This is a genomic window from Paracoccus pacificus (assembly GCF_042680785.1).
Lineage (GTDB): Bacteria > Pseudomonadota > Alphaproteobacteria > Rhodobacterales > Rhodobacteraceae > Paracoccus > Paracoccus pacificus.
Window position 1 is genome coordinate 461160 of sequence record NZ_JBHUEN010000043.1, and the last position, 20638, is coordinate 481797.

The window sequence follows — 20638 nt, forward strand, 5'->3', positions numbered from 1 at the left end:
GACGGCTTCAAGCGGTGATTACTTAGCCATATGGAAAAGTATGTTGACGCGGGCCGCGCGATGATATTACTTAGCCATATGGCTAATCTTGATCGAATCTTTCATGCCCTGTCCGACCCGACCCGCCGTGCGGTGGTCGAGCGGCTGCGGCAGGGGACGGCATCGGTCACCGAACTGGCCGAACCCTTCGGCATGGCGCTGCCCAGTTTCATGAAACATCTGGGCGTGCTGGAAAAGGCGGGCCTCATGGACAGCGAAAAGCGGGGCCGCATGCGGCAATGCCGGCTGTCCGACGGCGCGCTCGCCCCGATATCGGCCTGGATGGCCGACCAGCGCGCGCTGTGGGAAGACCGGACCGAGCGATTGGCAGAACTGGTTGAAAACAAGGAACTGGACCGATGAAATCCAAGACGACCATCGAAGGCAACGACCTGATCATCACCCGCCACATCGCGGCCTCGCCGGAAGTTATCTGGGATGCGCTCACAAACCCCGAGAAACTAAAGATCTGGTTCGCTCCACGGCCGTGGAAAATCACCGACATCGTGCTGGAGCCGCACCCGGGCGGCCGGTTTCAGTTGACCATGGTCGGCCCCGATGGCGAGGGTGAGGGCTGCGACCCGAACGAGGGCTGTGTCCTGCTGGTCGAACCGAACCGCCGCATCGCCTGGACCGACGCGCTGGCCGGCGGCTTTCGACCGAACGCCAAGCCGTTCATGACAGCGATCATCACGCTGGAGCCGAAAGACGGCGGCACCCAATACACGGCGCGCGCGCTGCATTCCAACGGCGAAGACCGTCAGCGGCACGAGGAGATGGGCTTTGCCGAGGGCTGGGGGACGTGCATCGAGCAACTGGTGGAGATGGTGGAGTAGGGGGAGACTTCATCGCCGATACCCAATGAAAAAGGGGGCCATTAGGCCCCCTTCCTACATCTATCCCGCCTTATCAGCGGCTTTTGACCGGCACGTAATCGCGGCGCTTGGGGCCTACGTAAAGCTGGCGCGGGCGGCCGATCTTGGTTTGCGGGTCGCCGATCATTTCCTTCCACTGCGCGATCCAGCCCACGGTGCGCGACAGCGCGAAGATCGGCGTGAACATCGAGGTCGGGAAACCCATCGCCGAAAGGATGATGCCCGAATAGAAATCGACGTTGGGATACAGCTTCTTCTCGATGAAGTAGTCATCCTCAAGCGCGATCTTTTCCAGCTCCTTGGCGACCTGAAGCGTCGGGTTGTTGTGGATGCCCAGCAGGTCCAGCACCTCGTCGGCCGATTCCTTCATCACCTTGGCGCGCGGGTCGAAGTTCTTATAGACGCGGTGGCCAAAGCCCATCAGCTTGAACGGGTCGCTTTTGTCCTTGGCGCGGGCGATATATTCCGGGATCCGGTCGACGGTGCCGATTTCCTTCAGCATCTCCAGCGCCGCCTGGTTGGCGCCGCCATGCGCCGGCCCCCACAGGCAGGCGATACCGGCCGCGATGCAGGCGAACGGGTTCGCGCCCGATGAACCGGCCAGACGCACGGTCGAGGTCGAGGCGTTCTGTTCGTGGTCGGCATGCAGGGTGAAAATGCGGTCCATCGCTTTCGACAGCGCCGGGTCGACCTTGTATTTCTCGGCCGGGACCGAAAAGCACATGTTCAGAAAGTTCGACGCATAATCCAGATCGTTCTGCGGATAAACGAAGGGCTGCCCGATCGAGTATTTATAGGCCATCGCCGCGATGGTCGGCAGTTTCGCGATCAGCCGGATCGCCGCCACTTCGCGCTGCCATTCGTCGTTTATGTCGGTCGAGTCATGGTAAAACGCCGACATCGCGCCGACGACACCGACCATCGTGGCCATCGGATGCGCATCACGGCGGAAACCGCGGAAGAAATTGTGCATCTGTTCGTGCACCATCGTGTGCCGGGTCACCCGGTTTTCGAAATCTTCCAGCATCGCCTTGTCGGGCAGTTCGCCGTAAAGCAACAGGTAGCAGACTTCCAGAAAATGCGACTGATCGGCCAGTTGCTCGATCGGATAGCCGCGATACCACAACTCTCCCTTGTCGCCGTCGATGAAGGTGATGGCGGATTCGCAGGCAGCCGTCGAGGTGAAGCCCGGATCAAAGGTGAATACGTCGGCCTGACCATACAGTTTGCGGATATCCACAACATCCGGGCCAGCAGTGGGCGACAGCATCGGCAGGTCGTAGTCCTTGCCTTTTATGGTGATAATGGCAGCATTCTCTTGGGCCATTCCGTGCTCCTTCGCTTTGGCCGGCGCGCAGTGCGGGCGGCATGAGTCGCGGGTTCAACCCGCCAAATCGGTCAGTCGCGCAAGGGTTTCGTCACGCCCAAGCGCCAGCATCATGTCGAACACGCTGGGAGTGTGGGTTTTCCCGGCCAGAGCCGCCCGCAAAGGCGCGGCGATCTTGCCAAGACCAAGCCCGTTTGCTTCGGCGACAGACTTTGCGGCCTGCTCCAGCTCGTCCCGTGTCCAACTAGCATGCTGCAGTGCGGCAGTCAATTGACCCAGCATACCAAGGGATACCGAATCCAGTGTGTCGGCGGCTTTTTCGTCCGGCGAAACCGGCCGCTCGATCAGCGCGAAATGCGCCTGTTCCAGCAGCGCCGGCAGGGTTTTCGCCTTTTCTTTCAGCGCCGGCAGGATTGGCCGCAACCGCGCGATCTGCCGGTCCGAAAGGTCCGGTTGCGCGTTGGCCCGCAGAAAGGCCCGCAACTCGGCCAGCAGCGTTTCATCGTCCATGCGGGCGATATGCCAGCCCGAAACATGCTCCAGTTTCTTGAAATCCAACCGTGCGGGCGCGCGATTTATGCCGCTAAGGTCGAACCATGCCAACGCCTGCGCATCGTCGAACAGCTCGTCATCGCCATGCGACCAGCCCAGCCGCGCAAGATAGTTGCGCATCGCCTCGGCCGGATAGCCCATGGCGGCATATTCCTGAAGCCCGACCGCGCCGTGGCGTTTCGACAGTTTCTTGCCATCGGTGCCGTGAATCAGCGGGATATGGGCGAAAACCGGGCGCGGCCAGCCCATCGCATCGAAGATCTGCACCTGGCGGGCGGCGTTGGTCAGGTGGTCATCGCCCCGGATCACATGGGTTACCCCCATGTCATGGTCGTCCACCACTACCGCGTGCATATAGGTCGGCGTTCCGTCCGAACGCAGCAGGACCATGTCGTCCAACTGCTCGTTGGCGAAGGTCACGTCGCCCTGCACCGCATCCTGAATGACCGTCTGCCCGGTGCGCGGCGCGCGCAGCCGGATCACGTAAGGCGCTCCCTCGGGATAGGTTGACGGGTCGGCATCGCGCCATGGCGACAGGAACAAGGTGCTGCGCCCCGCGGCGCGGGCGGCCTCGCGGAAGGCCTCGATCTCGGCGGCGGTCGAAAAGCATTTATAGGCGCTGCCCGCGGCCAGCATCTGACGCGCGACCTCGGCGTGGCGCGCGACCCCGGCGAACTGGCTGACCGGCGCGCCGTCCCAGTCGAGCCCCAGCCAGTTCAGCCCGTCCAGAATGGCCTGAGTCGCCTCGGGCGTGGAGCGGGCGCGGTCGGTGTCCTCGATCCGCAGCAGGAACTTGCCCCCCCGGCCGCGCGCGAACAGCCAGTTGAAAAGCGCGGTCCGCGCGCCGCCGATATGCAGATATCCGGTGGGCGAGGGCGCAAAGCGGGTGACGACGGGGGTTTCGGTGGGCATGGCGGACCTTGCAGGAAGAACTCGGGGTCAGGATCAGCGGCGTTTCCGGGACGGTGTTAACCATTTGGTAATCGCCGGCGGTCCATAGTCAGGGCGATGCTTACGCAAGGCGCGGCCCGGGGGCAAGAACGTGGCGAACATCTGGGGCATGAACGACGGCGCGCTGACGCAGGGCCGGCACCGGCTGGCGGGCTGGTTCCGGCATGGCCTGAGCCGTCCGGCGCCGCAGAGCGATGCGCGATATGCGGACGCGACCCCGGTTGCGGCCCGCAGCGGGCTGATGCCCTGGGCCGCGGTCGCGCTCGCCATCGGGATCGGCGGTTGGTTCGCCTTGCCGTTTGAACCGGGGTGGCGCTTTTACGCGGGGCTTGGCGTTGCGGCGGCGCTTGCGCTGATGGCCGCGCGCCTTGCCGCCCGGCTGGAACTGGGAACGGTGCTGAACTGGCCGCTGGCCGATCTGTTGCGCATGGCCTTGCTGGGGCTGGTTCTGGGGCTGGCCGGTGCGCTGATCGCCGGGCTGCATGCGCATCGCGCCGCGGGGCCGGTGCTGACCTGGCGCTATTACGGCCCGGTCGAGGGGCGGGTGGTGGCCATCGACCGTTCCGCCCGCGATCTCATCCGGCTGACGCTGGATCAGGTGGTCATGCGCAATCTTGCCGCCGACCGCACCCCGCTGCGCGTGCGCCTGTCCCTGCATAATGGCAAGGCGACCGCGCTGCCCGCGCCCGGGACCCGGGTCATGCTGACCGCGCATCTGTCGCCGCCCCCCGGACCTTCCGAGCCTGACGGCCATGATTTCCGCCTGCAATCCTGGTTCGACGGTCTGGGCGCGGTGGGGTATTCGCGCAATCCGGTGATGACGGTCGCACCGGCGGAACCCGGTGGAGCCTTGGCGCTGCATCGCCTGCGCATGCGGATTTCGGCGGCGATCCAGCGATCCATAGACGGGCAGGCGGGGGCGGTGGCCTCGGCGCTGATGACCGGCGATCGTTCGGGGATCGAGGAGCGGACGAACGACATCATGCGGGCGTCGAACCTGTATCACATCGTGTCGATATCCGGGCTGCACATGGGCATGCTGGCGGGCTTCGTCTATGGCGCGCTGCGGCTGGTGCTGGCGGCGGCCTGCGCCTTTTTCGGTGCCGGGCGCGGGGCGGCTTTGCGGGTTCACAAATGGGCAGCACTGGCGGCCATTCTGGCGGCGGGGGCGTATCTGTGGATCTCGGGCGGGGATGTGGCCACGAAACGCGCCTTCATCATGGTCGCGGTCATGCTGGGCGCCATTCTGGCCGACCGGCGGGCGATATCGCTGCGCACCGTGGCGGTGGCGGCGATTGCCATTCTTGTCATCTCGCCCGAGGCACTGGTCAGCCCCGGCTTCCAGATGAGCTTCGCGGCCACGGTCGCTCTGATCGTCAGCTATCCGTGGTGGACCCGGGCACGGCAATGGGTGCCGCCGCTGATCCAGCCGGCCGCGCTTCTGCTGATCTCGAGCTTCGTCGCCGGGGCCGCGACCTCGCCCCTCGCCGCCGCGCATTTCAACCGCGTGGCGGAATACGGGCTGATCGCGAACCTGCTGGTCGTGCCGGTGATGGGCGCGGTGGTGATGCCCGCGGGCGTCATCGCCGGGCTGCTCGGCCTTTTGGGGCTGGCAGGTCCGGCGCTTTGGGTGATGGGGCTGGGCACCGAGTGGATGCTTTATGTCGCGGAATGGATCACCGGCCTGAAGGGGGCTACGCGCGCGGTCGTCTCGCCGCCCGGGGTCGTCATCATCCTGCTGGGCCTTGGCGGCGTCGCGGTGGCGCTGTGCCTGCGCGTACCGGTCCGGCCGTTGCGGAAACAGCCGTCGCAGATCCTCGGCTGGTTGGGCGTAGCCGTTCTTGGCATGGCTTTCACGACCTGGATGACGGCGGGCCGCCCCGGCCTTCTGGTCTCGGCCGAGGGGGACGCGGTCGGGATGATGACGCCGGCAGGCCGGGCGATGTCAAAACCCAAGGGCGGGGCGTTCGCCGCCGAGACATGGCTGATAAGCGACGGCGATACCGCAACGCAGCAGGAATCGGCCGCGCGTCCGCTGTGGACCGGCCCTGCGAATGAGCGGCGCGCGACATGGCCCGGAACCGGCTGGCAGATCGTCCATGCGACCGGCAAGGGCGCGCTGACACGGCTGGATGCGCTTTGCGCGCCGCAAACGATCCTGATCACCAATGCTTTGCCCGGGGACGACACCTCAAAAAAACCGTCGCCGAAAAAAAAGTCGCTGAAAAAACCTTCGTCGACAAAGGCGCCGCCGGAAAAGTCGTCGCCGAAAACGGCGGCGCTGAAAAAGCCGTCGCCGAAAGAACCGTTGCCGGCAAATTCCGCGACATCGCCGAAACCGGGGCCATCGGAAGCGACAAAGCTGCCGGTGCCCGACATGGCGCCGACCGGGGCTATCGCGGAATCCGGGGTGAAATCGCCGCAAGCGACCTCGGCGAATGCCGAGAAGTCGATACCGCCTGACGCCAAGCCGCCGACCGCGCCCGAAGTGGCGGCGGCAAAAGCCGATGCAAACCCAACAGGGGGCGCGGCAGGGGTGCCCGCGCGGGCCCGGAAATCAGCCTGTCTGATGCTTGACCCGCAATCGCTGCGGAAAAGCGGTGCGGTCAGGATCGAGATGAAGAACGGCCTGCCGCAAGTGATCACCGCGCGACGCGAAACCGGCCGCCGTTTGTGGACCGCCCCCGGATCGCTGCGCTGATCCGTATTGACGCGCTGCCGGGAGACGGGGTTCGGCGGTAGCGTCCCACCCGGCAGACGACGCGCCGACAACCGGCAGACGACGGACAAACGACCGGCAGACGACAGGCGGACGACGGACAAACGACCGGCAGACGACGGGCAAGCCGCGGCGCCTCGGGTCTCGCGCGCCGCCGCCGGACTGTTCCGGGCGCCAGCCTGCCCGCGCCACCGACTGGGGCGCGCTGGACCTGGCGGGCCGGTCAGGCGACCTCGGCAAAGACCTTGTTCAGCGCCGCTTCCAGCTTTTCGAACATCTCGTCCATCTGCGCCTCGGTCAGGATGAAGGGCGGGCACAGGACGATAGACTGGCCCAGCGGCCGGCAGATCAGCCCCATGTCGGTGCAGGTGTTCGCGATCCGCTCGCTGACCGAAAGCTTGCCGTCGAACGGGGTCTTGGTGGCCTTGTCCTTCACCGCCTCCAGCGCCCACATGTAACCGACGCCGCGCAGCTCACCGATATTGTCGCTGCGTTCCATGATCCCGCGCAGGCCCTGCTCCATGCGCGGCGCCAGACGCTTAACGTTATCGGCCAGCCCCTCGTTCATCACCACGTCGATGGCCTTCAGCGCGATGGCGCAGCCGACCGGATGGCCCGAGGCGGTGAAACCGTGGGGGAATTCCTCGATCTTCTCGGCCGCCGCCTGCATCCGGTCGGCAAGATCCGGGCCAAGAATGACAGCGCCCATCGGGAACAGCCCGGCCGTCAGGTTCTTGGAACTGATGATCGCGTCGGGGGTAAAGCCGTAGGTCTGGCAGCCCCAGGTATTGCCGGTGCGGCCGAAGCCGCAGATGACCTCGTCCGAGATCAGCGGGATGCCGTGCTTTTGCAGGATCGGCTGGATCGCCTGAAAATAGCCTTTCGAGGGCGGGATCACCCCGCCCGCGCCCATCACCGGCTCGGCGAAGAACCCGGCGATGGTGTCGGCGCCTTCACGCGCGATCACCGCCTCGAGTTCATCGGCCAGACGCTGGGTGAATTGTTCCTCGGTCTCGCCGTCCTTGCCGAACCGCCAGTAATGCGGGCAGGTCAGATGGATGAAACCGTCGAGCGGCAGGCCGAAAACCTCGTTATAGGGTTTGCCGGTCATGCTGGCGGAAACCGCCGTGACGCCGTGATAGGCGTTGTTGCGGGTCAGGATCTTGCGGCGTTTGGGATTGCCCTCGCTGGCGTGGAGGAACCACAGCATCTTGACCATGGTGTCATTCGCCTCGGACCCCGAGTTGGTATAGAACACCCGGCCGCGATCGAAGGGCGAGACCTCAACCAGCTTCTCCGACAGAAGCACGGTCTGGTCGGACATGCGGCCGAAAAACGCGTGATAACCGGGAAAGCGGTCGTACTGGTCCTTGGCCGCCTGGGCGAGGCCCTTGTGGTCAAAGCCCGCCACCATGTTCCAAAGACCCGAATTCGCGTCCAGATAACGCTTGCCATGCACGTCGATGACATAGGGCCCTTCGCCATGGGTCAGGATCACGGCGCCGCGTTCGTGCACGCTGGGCAGGTCGGTGAAACCATACATCGAAAATTCGTCGGCCCGGGCTTCCCAGCTTTGCGGCGCGATATCGTTCATGGCGAATCCCCTTAAAGACAGCGGCATAGGCGCCGACACATTCGCGGCGAATGCTATCGGGGTCGCGCATGGGGTTCAATGGGCGGCGGCGCCGGGCCGCATCGGCACGGCATTCTGCCAGTCGCGCAGGCGGGTCTGCCCGCGCTTTGCCGGTGGATCGCGGCAGTTTGCCGAAGGCCGGAGGTTTGACGGGCTTTTGCATTTCCAAACTTTGCCTTTTGCGCTATCCCGCGCGCATGAAAACGGAAGCCCCTGCGATGACCGACGCCCATTCAGACGCCGCTGACGCGCCCGCCAAGCGTTTATTCATCAAGACCTATGGCTGTCAGATGAACGTCTATGACAGCGAGCGCATGGCCGAGGCCATGGGCGCCGAGGGCTATGTCCTGACCGATCGCCAGGACGACGCCGATATGGTGCTGCTGAACACCTGCCATATCCGCGAGAAGGCTTCGGAAAAGCTGTATTCGGATCTGGGCCGGCTGAAGCCGCTGAAAGCCGAAAGACCGGACCTGAAGATCGGGGTCGCCGGATGCGTGGCGCAGGCCGAAGGCGATGAGATCATCCGCCGCATGCCCGTGGTCGATCTGGTGGTCGGGCCGCAGGCCTATCACCGGCTGCCGGCGATGGTGCGTGGCGAAGCGCCGGCGGTGGACACCGAGTTCCCGGCCGAGGACAAGTTCGATCATCTGCCCCCGGCGCGCAGCGGTCATGCCGCGACGCGCCGGGCGCCGACCGCGTTCCTGACCGTGCAGGAAGGTTGCGACAAGTTCTGCGCCTTTTGCGTGGTGCCCTATACGCGCGGCGCCGAGGTCAGCCGCCCCGCCGCCCGCATTCTGACCGAAGCCCGCGATCTTGCGGCGCGCGGGGTGCGCGAGATCACGCTGTTGGGTCAGAACGTCAACGCCTGGCATGGCGCCGAGGGCTGGGGTCTGGGCCGTCTGATCCGCGCGCTGGCCGAGATCGACGGGATCGAGCGGCTGCGCTATACCACCAGCCACCCGAACGACATGGCCGACGACCTGATCGACGCGCATCGGGATGAGCCGAAGCTGATGCCTTACCTGCATCTGCCGGTTCAATCCGGCAGCGACCGCGTATTGAAGGCCATGAACCGCCGTCACACCGCCGAGGATTATCTGCGCCTGATCGACCGCATCCGCGCCGCCCGGCCCGATATCGTGCTGACCAGCGATTTCATCGCCGGTTTCCCGGGCGAGACCGACGCCGACCACGCCGCCACCCTGCGCCTGATCGAGCGGGTCGGCTATGGCATGGCCTATTCGTTCAAATACTCCGCCCGGCCGGGCACGCCCGCGGCCGACCGTGCCGGCGTCGATGCCGGGGTGGCGGATACGCGCTTGCAGGAGTTGCAGGAATTGCTGACCCGCCAGCAAAAGGCCGTGCAGCAATCCATGGTCGGCCGGGAACTGACGGTTCTGTTTGAAAAACCGGGCCGCCTGCCGGGACAGATGGTCGGCAAATCGGAATATCTGCACGCGGTCCACGTCACGGCGCCCGACGCAAAACCGGGGGAACTGCTTCGTGTCCTGATCACCGCGAGTGCACCCAATTCGCTGTCTGGTGCGTTGATCGAGGCGGCCTGACCGGGCAGGGTCCGCGCAGCCGGTTTGTTGATGATGCGACGCGCAATGACATTCAGCGCCACACCATGACGGGAAATAGGAAATGTTTGGTTTGCAGAAGTCAGCCCTTTACCTGACCATGGTCATCGGTCTGGCTGCGTTCAGCCCCGCCCTTGCGCAGCAGCAGGCACAGGGGGCCGAGGCGCCCGCCAAGGACTCCGCACCCGAAAGTGCCGCGCAGCCCGCCAATGCGCCGGTCGGCGAAGCGGCAGCCGAAACCGCGCCGGGCACTGCGGAGGCAAATCCGGCGGAGGCAAATCCGGCGGAGGCAAATCCGGCGGAGGCAAATCCGGCGGCGTCAGATACGGCGGCGGCAAACCCGGAGAATGCGAACAATATCATCCCCGCGGTTACCGTCGCCACCGCCCGGATGGCACAGATCGAGAACCGCATTCCGACCTCGGGGACGCTGGTTCCGCGTCAGGAAGTACAGGTTTATCCGCAGGTCAGCGGCTTTGAAGTGATCGAAATACTGGTCGAGGCGGGCGACAAGGTCAGCGCCGGTCAGCCGCTCGCGCGGTTGAACGACCTGACCTCGAAGGCGCAACTGGCGCAGGCCGAGGCGGAATTTCTGCGCGCCAAGGCCGGCATCAGTCAGGCCAACAGTCAGGTGATCTCGACCAAAGCGGCGGCTGTCGAGGCCGCCTCGAAGCTGGAGCGGGCCCAGCGTCTGCAAAGATCCGGGAACGGCACGCAAGCCTCGCTTGATCAGGCGGTTTCGGCGGATGCGCTGGCGCGGGCCTCGGCGGCTTCGGCCGAGGATGGCGTGGCGGTGGCCGAGGCCGCCCTTGCGCAGGCCGAAGCGGCGCGCGAAATCGCCCAGATCAACCTTGATCGCACGGTGATCAAGGCCCCGGTCGCCGGGCTGGTCGAAACCCGCACCACGCGGCTGGGCGCCATTGCCGGCAGCGGCGGCGAGCCGTTTTTCACCATCATCGCCAACAGCCAGATCGAGGTCGCGGCCGAAGTGATCGAGACCGCGCTTGGCGCGCTTGCCCCCGGTGATGCCGCCCTGATGCGGGTGGCGGGCGTGGGCGAGATCGCGGGCAAGCTGCGTCTGGTTCCGGCCACGGTCAGCGCGACCACGCGGCTGGGGATCGCACGGGTCACGCTTGACGACGACCCGCGGCTGCGCACCGGCCTGTTCGCCAGCGGCTGGATCGTGACCGACCGGCGGCAAGCCATCACCGTACCCGCCAGCGCCGTTCTTGAAGGAGCGAACGCCTCGGTCGTGCAGGTGGTCAAGGACGGGGTGATCGAGACGCGGCCGGTCAAGGCCGGCATTCTGTGGCAGGACCAGCGTGAGATCGTCACCGGGCTTAACGCGGGCGAGACGGTCGTCGCGCGGGCGGGCGCGTTCTTCAGTTCGGGCGACCGGATCAATCCGACCACCGAAAGCCTGCGTTCCGAAGTCGCCGCAACGACGACGCCGGCAGGGGCGCCCCAGCCCGACGCCGCAGATACCGCCGGGACATCCCCGGATGACGCCCCCGATGTGGCCGCGACCGAGGCTTCCAAATGAACATGTCAACCTGGTCGATCCGGCACCCGGTGCCGCCGATCGCCCTGTTTCTGGTGCTGTTGATTGTCGGTATCGTCAGCTTTCGCGGCATGCCCGTCACCCAGTTCCCCAACATCGACCTGCCCATCGTCACCGTCTCGCTAAGCCAGCCCGGCGCGGGTCCGTCGGAACTGGTGACGCAGGTGGTCCAGCCGGTCGAGGACTCGATTGCTTCGGTCACCGGGGTGCGGCACATCAGTTCGACCACCTCGGACGGCGGCGCCACGATCACGGTCGAGTTCGAGCTGGAGGTCGATAGCGACCGGGCGTTGAACGATGTCAAGGACGCGGTCGCGAACGTCCGCTCGGACCTGCCGCAGGGGCTGACCGAGCCTCTGGTCAAACGGCTGGACATCACCGGCCTGCCGATCCTGACCTATGCGGTCAGCGACCCGCAGAAGTCGATCGAAGAGCTGTCGAAATTCGTCGACGATGTCATCTCGCGGCAGGTGCAGACCGCGGACGGGGTCGGGAAAGTGTCCCGGATCGGCGGCTCCGAGCGGCAGATCAACGTCGACCTGGACCCGGATCGGCTGATGGCCATGGGGCTTTCGGCGGCGGATGTCTCGACCCAGTTGCGCAACAAGAACATCGACATGGGCGGCGGCCGCGGTGATCTGGCCGGTTCGGAATATTCGATCCGCGCCATGGGCTCGGCCGATACGGTGGCGCGGCTGGCCCAGACGCCGATCGCAATCGCCGATGGCCGCACCATCCGGCTTGACCAGATCGGCACGGTCCGCGACGGTGGCGCCGAGATCCGCAGCTTTGCGCTTCTTGACAACACGCCGGTGGTGGCCTTCGGGGTTTTCCGCGCTTCGGGGGCATCCGACCTGACCGCGGCCGACGCCAGCAAGGAGATAATCGCCCAGATCGCCGCCGCCTATCCCTCGGTCAAGATCAGCCTGATCGACGACACCACGATCTATACCGAGGACACGTTCCGCAGCGCCATGGAAACGCTGATCGAGGGCGCGGCACTTGCGGTGATCGTCGTCTTTCTGTTCCTGCGCAACTGGCGCGCGACGCTGATCGCCGCGATCGCGCTGCCTTTGTCGGTGCTGCCGACCTTCTTCGTGATGACGATGCTGGGTTTTTCGCTGAACACCATCAGCCTGTTGGGCATCACGCTGGTGACCGGTATTCTGGTCGACGACGCCATCGTCGAGATCGAGAATATCGTGCGCCACATCAACATGGGCGTCCCCGCATATGAGGCGTCCGAGGAAGCCGCCTCGGAAATCGGCATGACGGTGATCGCGATCAGCTTCTCGATCGTGGCGGTATTCGCCCCGGTCAGCTTCATGCCCGGAATCGCGGGGCAGTATTTCAAGCAATTCGGTCTGACCGTCGCGGTATCGGTGCTGTTTTCGCTGCTGGTCGCGCGGATCATCACGCCGATGCTGGCGGCCTATTTCATGCGCGACACCAAGCATGTCGAGGAACCCCGCGACGGCTGGCTGATGCGCGCGCTGATGGGCATCCTGCGTTGGACGCTGCGCAACCGCGGCGTGACGCTGATCCTTGGCGTTTTGATCTTTGCGGGGTCGATCTTTTCGGCGACCTTGCTTCCGGCCGAGTTCATCCCGCCGGGCGATATCGGCCGCTCGAACATCCAGATCGAGGTGCCGCCCGGATCGACCATTCAGGACAATCAGGACGCCGCGCATCTGATCACCCAGAAGATCCGCCAGTTCCCCGAGGTCCGCTCGGTCTTTGTCAACGGCGGAGACGAAAGCAGCACGACCGCGCGGGTCACGGTGAATTACGGTGAAAAATCCGAGCGCGAGAAAACCTCGTTCCAGTTGGAGGATGAGATCCGCGAGGCGGTGCGCGATCTGCCCGATATGCGGATCAACTTCCTGAACGAAAACGGCCAGAACGACCTGATGATCAGCGTGCTTGGCGATACCGAGGATGGGGCGGCAGAGGCGGCCCAGAAACTCGAGGCGGCGATGAAGGCGCTGCCCTCGCTGATCGAGGTCCGCTCGGCCGCGTCGCTGCGCAAACCCGAAATCAGGGTCACGCCCAAGCCCGAAATCGCCGCGCAGCTTGGCGTTACCTCGTCGGCGCTGGCCTCCACGCTGCTGGTCGCTACCATCGGCGATGCCGAATCGAATCTGGCCAAGTTCAACACCGGCGATGAGCAGATCCCGATCATGGTGCGTCTGGCGGAATATGCCCGGAACGATCTGGCCCGGGTGGCCGATCTGCGGGTGCCAAGCTCGGCCGGGCAGGTGCCGTTGTCGACGGTCGCGGATGTGACGCTGTCATCCGGCGCCACGCAGATTTCGCGCTATGACCGCCGCTATCAGACCCAGGTTTTCGCCAATCTTGCCGATGGCGCCTTGCTGGGCCCCGCGACCGAACAGGTCATGGCGCTGCCCGCAAAAGTCGGCATGCCCGAGGGCACCGGCATCCAGTCAAGCGGCGATGCCGAGATCATGGCCGAGGTGTTCGGCGCCTTCGGTACCGCGATGGGGGCGGGGATCCTGCTGGTTTATGTCGTGCTGGTGCTGCTATTCGCCAGCTTCATCACCCCGGTCACCATCCTTCTGTCGTTGCCCATGGCCATCGGCGGCGCGATCTTCGCGCTGTTCCTGACCGGCAACGCGATCAGCCTGCCGGTGATCATCGGCTTCCTGATGCTGATGGGCATCGTGACCAAGAACGCCATCATGCTGGTCGAATTCGCCATCACCTCGATGCATGCCGGGGTTCCAAAGCGCGAATCGATCCTTGATGCGGTGCATAAACGGGCGCGTCCGATCGTCATGACGACCATCGCCATGACCGCCGGCATGGTGCCCAGCGCGATCTCGAATTCCTCGGGCAGCGAGTTCAGCTCGCCCATGGCGATTGCGGTGATCGGCGGTCTTTTGCTGTCCACGGTCCTGTCGCTTCTGTTCGTGCCGTCGCTGTTCAGTTCCATCGACGCGCTGCGCGAACGGATGGGGCGGCTGATGCGTCGCGTTTTGGGAACAAATCGGCGTCGCGGCGAAGAAATCGCCGGGGTTTGACGGTGGATGCGCAAAGCCTATTGCTTCGCATTTCGGGGCGGGTAAAAGCGACCGCAGAAGGATAAGAGGGGGCGCGATGGACTATGCAGTGATAAGCCAGTTTTTCCAGATCGTGATGATCGACCTGGTTCTGGCGGGCGACAACGCCGTCGTCATCGGACTGGCCGCCGCGGGGCTGCCGGCCGAATTGCGGCGCAAGGCGATCATCGTGGGGATTTTGGCGGCCACGGTGCTGCGGATCATCTTCGCGCTCTTGACGTCGCAGCTTCTGGCGCTGGGCGGGGCGTTGCTGATCGCCGGGGGGCTGCTGCTTTTCTACGTCTGCTGGAAGATGTACCGCGAGCTGACCGTCTCGCATGATGAAGAGCATCAGGCGACCGAGGCGCTTCAGAACAGCGACCATGACGGGGACGGCAAGGTTGCCGGCGGGGCACGCAAGAAAACGCTGCGCGATGCCGTTACCCAGATCATCATCGCCGATGTGTCGATGTCGCTGGACAACGTGCTGGCCGTGGCCGGTGCGGCGCAGGGTCATACCGGGGTGCTGATCACCGGTCTGGCGCTGTCGGTGATTCTGATGGGGGTCGCATCGACCTTTATCGCGAAGCTCTTGCACAAGCATCGCTGGATCGCATGGGTTGGTCTGTTGATCATTCTTTATGTCGCCGTCCGCATGGTCTGGCACGGCGTCGATCAGGAATGGCCCGGTTATCTGCCCGAAGTGCCGGGGCTGACGGCGGCACAGGGCCCGGCGCACTGACACCTTCCGGAAGCATGATCCGCACCACAGGGCGCCCATCGGCGCCCTGTTTCATTTCGCGGCCGTGACCGGCGTGAGCCTGCTGCGGCAGGGGCGGGCACGAAAAAAAGGGCGCCCCGGGGGCGCCCTTCGATATGCCGATGCGACGTTCCGGGTTCAGGCCAGCATGCCGACCGGGTTTTCCAGATTCTTGACGATCGCCTCAAGCAGTTGCGCGCCCAGCGCCCCGTCGATGACACGGTGATCGACCGACAGGGTCATCGACATGACGTTGCGAATGACGATCTCGCCGTTTTCGACGACCGGGGTCGGGATACCCGCGCCCACCGCCAGAATCGCCCCGTGCGGCGGATTGATGACCGCGTCGAAGTTTTCGATCCCGAACATGCCGAGGTTCGAGATGGCAAAGCTGCCGCCCTGATATTCATGGGGGGCCAGCTTCTTGGTCTTGGCGCGGTTGGCCAGATCCTTCATCTCGGTCGACAGGGTCGACAGGGTTTTCTTGTCGGCGTCCTTCAGCACCGGGGTGAACAGGCCGCCGTCGATCGCCACCGCCACCGCCACGTCCGACGGTTTCAGCTTGATGATCCGGTCGCCCGCCCAGACGGCGTTGGCGTCGGGCACCTGCTGAAGCGCCAGCGCGCAGGCCTTGATGATGAAATCGTTGACCGACAGTTTCACACCCCGGTCTTCCAATTGCTTGTTCAGCGTGGCGCGGAACTTCATCAGCTCGTCCAGCTTGGCGCTGCGCCGCAGGTAGAAATGCGGGATGGTCTGCTTGGCCTCGGACAGGCGGGCGGCGATGGTGCGGCGCATGCCGTCCAGCGCGACCTCCTCGGTCTCGCGGCCTTCCAGCATCTTGGCCACGGTGGCATAGGACATGCCCTGAGGCGCGGCGGCTGCCGCCCCCGCAGGCGCGGCCGGGCTGGGCGCGGCCGTCGCCCCAGCCGTCGCCCCAGCCGCTGCCGTCGCCGGTTTCGCGGCGCCGGGTTTCGCCCCCGCGACATCGGCCAGCACGATCCGGCCATGCGGACCCGATCCCGTGACGCCGGCAAGGTCGATGCCTTTTTCCTTGGCGATCCGCCGCGCAAGCGGCGAGGCAAAGACGCGGGCGCCTTTGTCCGCCGGCGCGGCAGCGGGTGCAGCAGCCGGGGCCGGGGCGCTGCCCGCAGCGGCGGCGGGTGCCGCCTCGGCCTTGGGTGCTTCGGCCTTGGGTGCCTCGGTCTTTGCGGCCGCCTTGGGTGCCGGCGCCGCATCCGCGCTTTCGCCCTCTTCCAGCAAGACCGCGATGGGCGTGTTCACCTTCACCCCCGAGGCCCCCTCGGCCACAAGGATCTTGCCGATGATGCCCTCATCGACAGCCTCGAACTCCATCGTGGCCTTGTCGGTTTCGATCTCGGCCAGGATATCGCCGGATTTGACGGTATCGCCTTCCTTGACCAGCCATTTGGCCAAAGTCCCTTCCTCCATCGTCGGGGACAGTGCAGGCATGAGGATTTCGGTTGCCATGATCGTTCCCCCTTAGCGATAGGTGACTGTCTTGACCGCCTCGACCACTTCGGCCGGGGTGATCAGCGCCAGTTTTTCAAGGTTGGCGGCGTAGGGCATGGGCACATCCTTGCCGGTGCAGTTGATCACCGGGGCGTCCAGATAGTCGAAGGCATGTTCCATGATATAGGCCGACAGGTGGTTGCCGATGGATGCCACCGGGAAGCCTTCCTCGACGGTAACGACGCGGTTGGTTTTCTTCACCGATTCGATGACCGTGGCATAGTCCAGTGGTCGCAGCGTGCGCAGGTCGATGACCTCGGCCTCGATACCTTCCTTGGCCAGTTCCTCGGCGGCATGCAGGGCGTGAGACATGCCGATGCCGAAGCTGATGATGGTGACGTCCTTGCCATGCCGCGCGATGCGGGCCTTGCCGAAGGGGATGGTGAAATCCTCGATCAGCGGCACGTCGAAGCTGCGGCCATACATGATCTCGTTCTCAAGGAAGATGACCGGGTTCGGGTCGCGGATCGCGGTTTTCAGCAGGCCCTTGGCGTCGGCCGCCGTGTAAGGCATGGCGACCTTCAGCCCCGGGATCTGCGCATACCACGCGGCGTAATCCTGACTGTGCTGCGTACCCACGCGAGCGGCGGCGCCGTTCGGGCCGCGGAACACGATCGGGCAACCCATCTGGCCGCCCGACATGTACAGCGTCTTTGCGGCCGAGTTGATCAGGTGGTCGATCGCCTGCATGGCGAAGTTGAAGGTCATGAATTCGACGATCGGCCGCAACCCGCCAAAGGCCGACCCGACTGCGATACCGGCGAATCCGTGTTCGGTGATCGGCGTGTCGACGACGCGCTTGGGGCCGAACTTGTCCAGAAGACCTTGGCTGATCTTGTAGGCGCCCTGATATTCGCCAACCTCCTCGCCCATCAGATAGACGGTCGAATCACGCTCCATTTCCTCGGCCATGGCCTCGCGCAATGCCTCGCGCACGGTCATGGATTTCATCGGAGTGCCTTCGGGCCAGTCGGGCGAATCGTCGCGGGGCTGGGCCTGCGCGGGGGCTGACTGCGCGGCGGCGGTTGCCGGCGTGCTTTCCGATTCGGCGCTGGCATCCGGGGCGGCAGAGGCGGAAGCGGCGGCGGTGGCAGGGGTGGGGCTTGCCGCCTCATCGGCGCTTTCGCCTTCCTCGACCAGAACCGCGATGGGTGTGTTCACCTTGACGGCCTGCGTCCCCTCGGGGATCAGGATCTTGCCGACGATACCCTCATCGACGGCCTCGAACTCCATCGTGGCCTTGTCGGTTTCTATCTCGGCCAGAATATCGCCGGATTTGACGGTATCGCCTTCCTTGACCAGCCATTTGGCCAAAGTCCCTTCCTCCATCGTCGGGGACAGCGCGGGCATGAGAATTTCGGTTGCCATGTGTTTCGCCCCCCTCAGACGTTCTGATCCTGTGCCTGCTTCTGCGGCACATCATCGGCGTAGATGTCGGTCCAAAGCTCTTCCAAAGCCGGTTCCGGGCTTTCCTTGGCGAATTCGGCGGAATCGTTGACGATGTCCTTGATTTCCTTGTCGATCGCCTTCAGGTCGTCCTCGGTCGCGTGCTTGCCGCTTAGCAGCAATTCACGCACCTGCTCGATTGCGTCGCGTTCGTCGCGCATCTTCTGGACCTCTTCGCGCGACCGGTACTTGGCCGGGTCGGACATCGAATGGCCGCGATAGCGATAGGTCATGACCTCAAGGATATAGGGGCCCTTGCCGGCCCGGCAGTGCGCCACGGCGCGTTCGCCGGCTTCCTTGACCGCCAGCACGTCCATGCCGTCGACCTGTTCACCCGGGATGCCGAAAGCCTCGCCCCGGCCGTAAAGCGTCACGGATTTGGTCGAGCGTTTGACGCTGGTGCCCATGGCGTACTGGTTGTTCTCGATCACGAAGATGACCGGAAGTTCCCACAGCTCGGCCATGTTGTAGGTCTCATACACCTGACCCTGGTTGGCCGCGCCGTCGCCGAAATAGGTGAAGGTCACCCGGCCGTTGCCCAGATATTTGTCGGCGAATGCCAGACCGGCGCCGATCGGAACCTGCGCGCCGACGATCCCGTGGCCGCCATAGAAATGACGCTCACGCGAGAACATGTGCATCGAGCCGCCCTTGCCCTTGGAATAGCCGCCCTCGCGCCCGGTCAGCTCGGCCATGACGCCGCGGGCCTCCATCCCGCAAGCCAGCATATGCCCGTGATCACGGTACGAGGTGACGCGCTTGTCGCCTTCTTCGGCCGCGGCCTCCAGCCCGACCACGACCGCTTCCTGCCCAATGTACAGGTGGCAGAAACCGCCGATCAGACCCATGCCGTAAAGCTGGCCGGCCTTTTCCTCGAATCGCCGGATCAGCAACATGTCGCGGTAGAATTTCAGCAATTCGTCGCGCGACAGATTCGATCCCCGCTTGGGCGCAGGCTTGCTGTCGGCCGCCTTGGCGGCGGGTCCTTCAGCGGTTTTTGCGGTGGTTTTTCGTGCGGCCATGCGAATTCCTCCGTCGCCATGGTTTGCGATACTGAAGTTAGTTCAGCGTTAAACTATGGCTTAAGTCAACTCTCTGGCAGAGGCAAACAGCTTTCCGGCCCGCCTGCCGAAGCAGGCGGGGGTGCATGATCGGATTGGAGGATTCAGGCAAAGCCGGGGCCGAAGCCGGGCGGATCAGCGGATGATCGCGTCGTCGCCGCGGGCCAGACCAAGCACGTCGCGCGCCCGTTCGTCCAGCAGGTCGAGGTCAAGATAATTGTCGGACAGGCGCCGTGTCAGGTTCGCCATCTGATCGACCTCGGCCTGAAGGCGATCACGCTCGGACATCTGGTCCTGCAACTCGGCGTTGACCTGAACGCGCCTGAGCAATCCGAATTTGCCCTGAACCGCGTTGAACGCGAAATACGCGCCGATGAAGATCATCAGGGCGAAAAAGATTGCGGCGCCGATCGGCAACCGGCTTTGGGTCTGCTGTTTAGCCATTCTGCGGGCCTGCTCGAAATTTTTTGCCATGGTGCCACCGACGGCGCTGCGGGTGAATCCCCGTTTTCCCCATCGCGGCATTTCGGCCCGTGCCTGTGTCAAACCAGCCACCATCCGGCCGCCTTGAGCCTTTGGCGGATGCCCTGTTCGCGGGGCGGCATGTCGGTCTCGAACAGCGGGCGGATCTTCTTGCGGCCGCGGTTCTGATAGATCGTCTGCCGGGCCGGCTCCCAGTCGCGCAGCACGCGGCGCACCGCGGGGGCGGCGACGGCGGATTCCAGCGCATCCAGCACCGCATCGGATTCGCGTGCGTAAAGCAGCGAGAGCGACCGGTAATGGCACGAGATATCACCGTCGAGCCCGTTCAGACTGCGCGGCGGCCGTCCGCCCTTCAGGCTGTGAATGACCAGCGGCAGCAGGACCTGATCCAGCCACGGGTCCAGCGTCTGGCAGGCCAGCGCCTCGCCCGGGTCGTCGCGCACCGCGATCGCCCAGTTCAGGAAGCGGTCGGCGAAAACCGCCGGATCGGCGCCAAAGAACCAGCCCGCGTTGAAATACAGATAGCGTTCCCAATGCTCGTCGGGCTGGGTCAGGTCCAGACTGGATTCGAATTCCAGACCGAACCGGTCATAAAGCGACCGCCATATATCGCCGTATCCCGGCCCGTAAAGCGGCGGCTGCGGCCAGGTGCCCGAGCGGTTCATCGAGGCCGCCGGGCGTTTGAAATCGAATTTCACCGTGTCGAGCGGCCCGGTGATCAGCGTGTCGGTGTCGAAAAAGACGAAAGGCTGATCGGCGGGCAGGATCCGAAGCGCCTCGATCTTGTTGCCGTTCGGATAGGATTGGCCGAAATGCCGCGCCTCGAAAGGCACGATCGTCGCCCCCAACTCGGTCAAGGCGCCGCGTACCTTGTCGGGCAGGCGGGTGTCGACGCCGGTCCACGCGAATTCCGGCACCGGCTCGGCCACGACCAGCGCGCCCTGAAAGCCCGGCGCATGGGCCCGCAGGCTTGCCGCAAAGATCAGCGCCTGATAGGCGAGCGGCCCTTTTTGGCTGACGATCAGAATATTCGGCGCAGAAGCCATCGAGCAA

Annotated in this window: 15 protein-coding genes; 7 read left to right on the forward strand and 8 right to left on the reverse strand. The window is 64.7% G+C overall.

Annotated elements, in window-relative coordinates:
- Positions 1-78: 78 nt before the first annotated feature.
- Both ACFSCT_RS14735 and ACFSCT_RS14740 read left to right on the forward strand, forming a co-directional pair.
- Positions 79-402 carry an ArsR/SmtB family transcription factor gene (locus ACFSCT_RS14735; protein WP_379143938.1) on the forward strand — a complete coding sequence of 108 codons (324 nt, stop codon included), beginning with the start codon at positions 79-81 and terminating at the stop codon, positions 400-402.
- The gene (locus ACFSCT_RS14740) at positions 399-875 is read left to right on the forward strand and encodes an SRPBCC family protein (protein ID WP_379143939.1); all 477 of its coding nucleotides are present in this window, start codon (positions 399-401) and stop codon (positions 873-875) included. The genes ACFSCT_RS14735 and ACFSCT_RS14740 overlap by 4 nt, the downstream gene beginning before the upstream one ends.
- A gap of 73 nt (positions 876-948) precedes the next feature.
- Here ACFSCT_RS14740 and gltA read toward each other — a convergent pair whose 3' ends face one another.
- On the reverse strand, positions 949-2241 hold the full coding sequence (gene gltA / locus ACFSCT_RS14745; protein WP_379143941.1) for a citrate synthase: 1293 nt from the start codon (positions 2239-2241) through the stop codon (positions 949-951).
- Positions 2242-2295: 54 nt separating this feature from the next.
- Positions 2296-3705 (reverse strand): glutamate--tRNA ligase, encoded by a 1410-nt coding sequence (gene gltX / locus ACFSCT_RS14750; RefSeq protein ID WP_379143943.1) that lies wholly within the window; start codon positions 3703-3705, stop codon positions 2296-2298.
- Positions 3706-3835: 130 nt separating this feature from the next.
- Between gltX and ACFSCT_RS14755 the strand changes: the two genes are divergently transcribed.
- Positions 3836-6445 carry a ComEC/Rec2 family competence protein gene (locus ACFSCT_RS14755; RefSeq protein ID WP_379143945.1) on the forward strand — a complete coding sequence of 870 codons (2610 nt, stop codon included), beginning with the start codon at positions 3836-3838 and terminating at the stop codon, positions 6443-6445.
- Positions 6446-6686: 241 nt separating this feature from the next.
- On the opposite strand, the gene ACFSCT_RS14760 is transcribed toward ACFSCT_RS14755, so the two are convergent.
- The gene (locus ACFSCT_RS14760; protein WP_379143947.1) at positions 6687-8057 is read right to left on the reverse strand and encodes an aminotransferase; all 1371 of its coding nucleotides are present in this window, start codon (positions 8055-8057) and stop codon (positions 6687-6689) included.
- Positions 8058-8314: 257 nt separating this feature from the next.
- Between ACFSCT_RS14760 and miaB the strand changes: the two genes are divergently transcribed.
- The 4 genes from miaB (at position 8315) to ACFSCT_RS14780 (ending at position 15044) form a co-directional block, all read left to right on the forward strand.
- The gene (gene miaB, locus ACFSCT_RS14765) at positions 8315-9664 is read left to right on the forward strand and encodes a tRNA (N6-isopentenyl adenosine(37)-C2)-methylthiotransferase MiaB (RefSeq protein WP_379143949.1); all 1350 of its coding nucleotides are present in this window, start codon (positions 8315-8317) and stop codon (positions 9662-9664) included.
- 91 nt (positions 9665-9755) lie between these two features.
- On the forward strand, positions 9756-11225 hold the full coding sequence (locus ACFSCT_RS14770) for an efflux RND transporter periplasmic adaptor subunit (protein WP_379143950.1): 1470 nt from the start codon (positions 9756-9758) through the stop codon (positions 11223-11225).
- Positions 11222-14284, forward strand: coding sequence for an efflux RND transporter permease subunit (locus ACFSCT_RS14775; RefSeq protein ID WP_379143952.1), 3063 nt, complete (start codon positions 11222-11224; stop codon positions 14282-14284). Before ACFSCT_RS14770 ends, ACFSCT_RS14775 begins: the two co-directional genes overlap by 4 nt.
- A gap of 76 nt (positions 14285-14360) precedes the next feature.
- Positions 14361-15044 (forward strand): TerC family protein, encoded by a 684-nt coding sequence (locus ACFSCT_RS14780; RefSeq protein ID WP_379143954.1) that lies wholly within the window; start codon positions 14361-14363, stop codon positions 15042-15044.
- A 156-nt stretch (positions 15045-15200) separates the two neighbouring features.
- Here the strand turns inward: ACFSCT_RS14780 and ACFSCT_RS14785 are convergent, their stop codons facing one another.
- The 5 genes from ACFSCT_RS14785 to ACFSCT_RS14805 form a co-directional block, all read right to left on the reverse strand.
- A complete protein-coding gene (locus tag ACFSCT_RS14785; RefSeq protein WP_379143955.1) occupies positions 15201-16553 on the reverse strand; it encodes a pyruvate dehydrogenase complex dihydrolipoamide acetyltransferase in 1353 nt (450 codons plus the stop codon).
- Positions 16554-16565: 12 nt separating this feature from the next.
- Positions 16566-17963 (reverse strand): pyruvate dehydrogenase complex E1 component subunit beta, encoded by a 1398-nt coding sequence (locus tag ACFSCT_RS14790; protein ID WP_379143957.1) that lies wholly within the window; start codon positions 17961-17963, stop codon positions 16566-16568.
- A gap of 14 nt (positions 17964-17977) precedes the next feature.
- Positions 17978-19063 (reverse strand): pyruvate dehydrogenase (acetyl-transferring) E1 component subunit alpha, encoded by a 1086-nt coding sequence (gene pdhA / locus ACFSCT_RS14795; RefSeq protein ID WP_379143959.1) that lies wholly within the window; start codon positions 19061-19063, stop codon positions 17978-17980.
- A 174-nt stretch (positions 19064-19237) separates the two neighbouring features.
- Positions 19238-19546: an FtsB family cell division protein gene (locus ACFSCT_RS14800; RefSeq protein WP_379143961.1), complete on the reverse strand. Its 309-nt coding sequence runs from the start codon at positions 19544-19546 to the stop codon at positions 19238-19240.
- A 98-nt stretch (positions 19547-19644) separates the two neighbouring features.
- The gene (locus ACFSCT_RS14805) at positions 19645-20631 is read right to left on the reverse strand and encodes a hypothetical protein (protein ID WP_379143962.1); all 987 of its coding nucleotides are present in this window, start codon (positions 20629-20631) and stop codon (positions 19645-19647) included.
- Positions 20632-20638 lie beyond the last annotated feature (7 nt).

Coding starts and splice junctions, on each gene's coding strand:
- ACFSCT_RS14735 (WP_379143938.1), top strand. CDS start 79: ATGGCTAATCTTGATCGAATCTTTCATGCCCTGTCCGACCCGACCCGC.
- ACFSCT_RS14740 (WP_379143939.1), top strand. CDS start 399: ATGAAATCCAAGACGACCATCGAAGGCAACGACCTGATCATCACCCGC.
- gltA (WP_379143941.1), bottom strand. CDS start 2,241: ATGGCCCAAGAGAATGCTGCCATTATCACCATAAAAGGCAAGGACTAC.
- gltX (WP_379143943.1), bottom strand. CDS start 3,705: ATGCCCACCGAAACCCCCGTCGTCACCCGCTTTGCGCCCTCGCCCACC.
- ACFSCT_RS14760 (WP_379143947.1), bottom strand. CDS start 8,057: ATGAACGATATCGCGCCGCAAAGCTGGGAAGCCCGGGCCGACGAATTT.
- miaB (WP_379143949.1), top strand. CDS start 8,315: ATGACCGACGCCCATTCAGACGCCGCTGACGCGCCCGCCAAGCGTTTA.
- ACFSCT_RS14775 (WP_379143952.1), top strand. CDS start 11,222: ATGAACATGTCAACCTGGTCGATCCGGCACCCGGTGCCGCCGATCGCC.
- ACFSCT_RS14780 (WP_379143954.1), top strand. CDS start 14,361: ATGGACTATGCAGTGATAAGCCAGTTTTTCCAGATCGTGATGATCGAC.
- ACFSCT_RS14785 (WP_379143955.1), bottom strand. CDS start 16,553: ATGGCAACCGAAATCCTCATGCCTGCACTGTCCCCGACGATGGAGGAA.
- ACFSCT_RS14790 (WP_379143957.1), bottom strand. CDS start 17,963: ATGGCAACCGAAATTCTCATGCCCGCGCTGTCCCCGACGATGGAGGAA.
- pdhA (WP_379143959.1), bottom strand. CDS start 19,063: ATGGCCGCACGAAAAACCACCGCAAAAACCGCTGAAGGACCCGCCGCC.
- ACFSCT_RS14800 (WP_379143961.1), bottom strand. CDS start 19,546: ATGGCTAAACAGCAGACCCAAAGCCGGTTGCCGATCGGCGCCGCAATC.
- ACFSCT_RS14805 (WP_379143962.1), bottom strand. CDS start 20,631: ATGGCTTCTGCGCCGAATATTCTGATCGTCAGCCAAAAAGGGCCGCTC.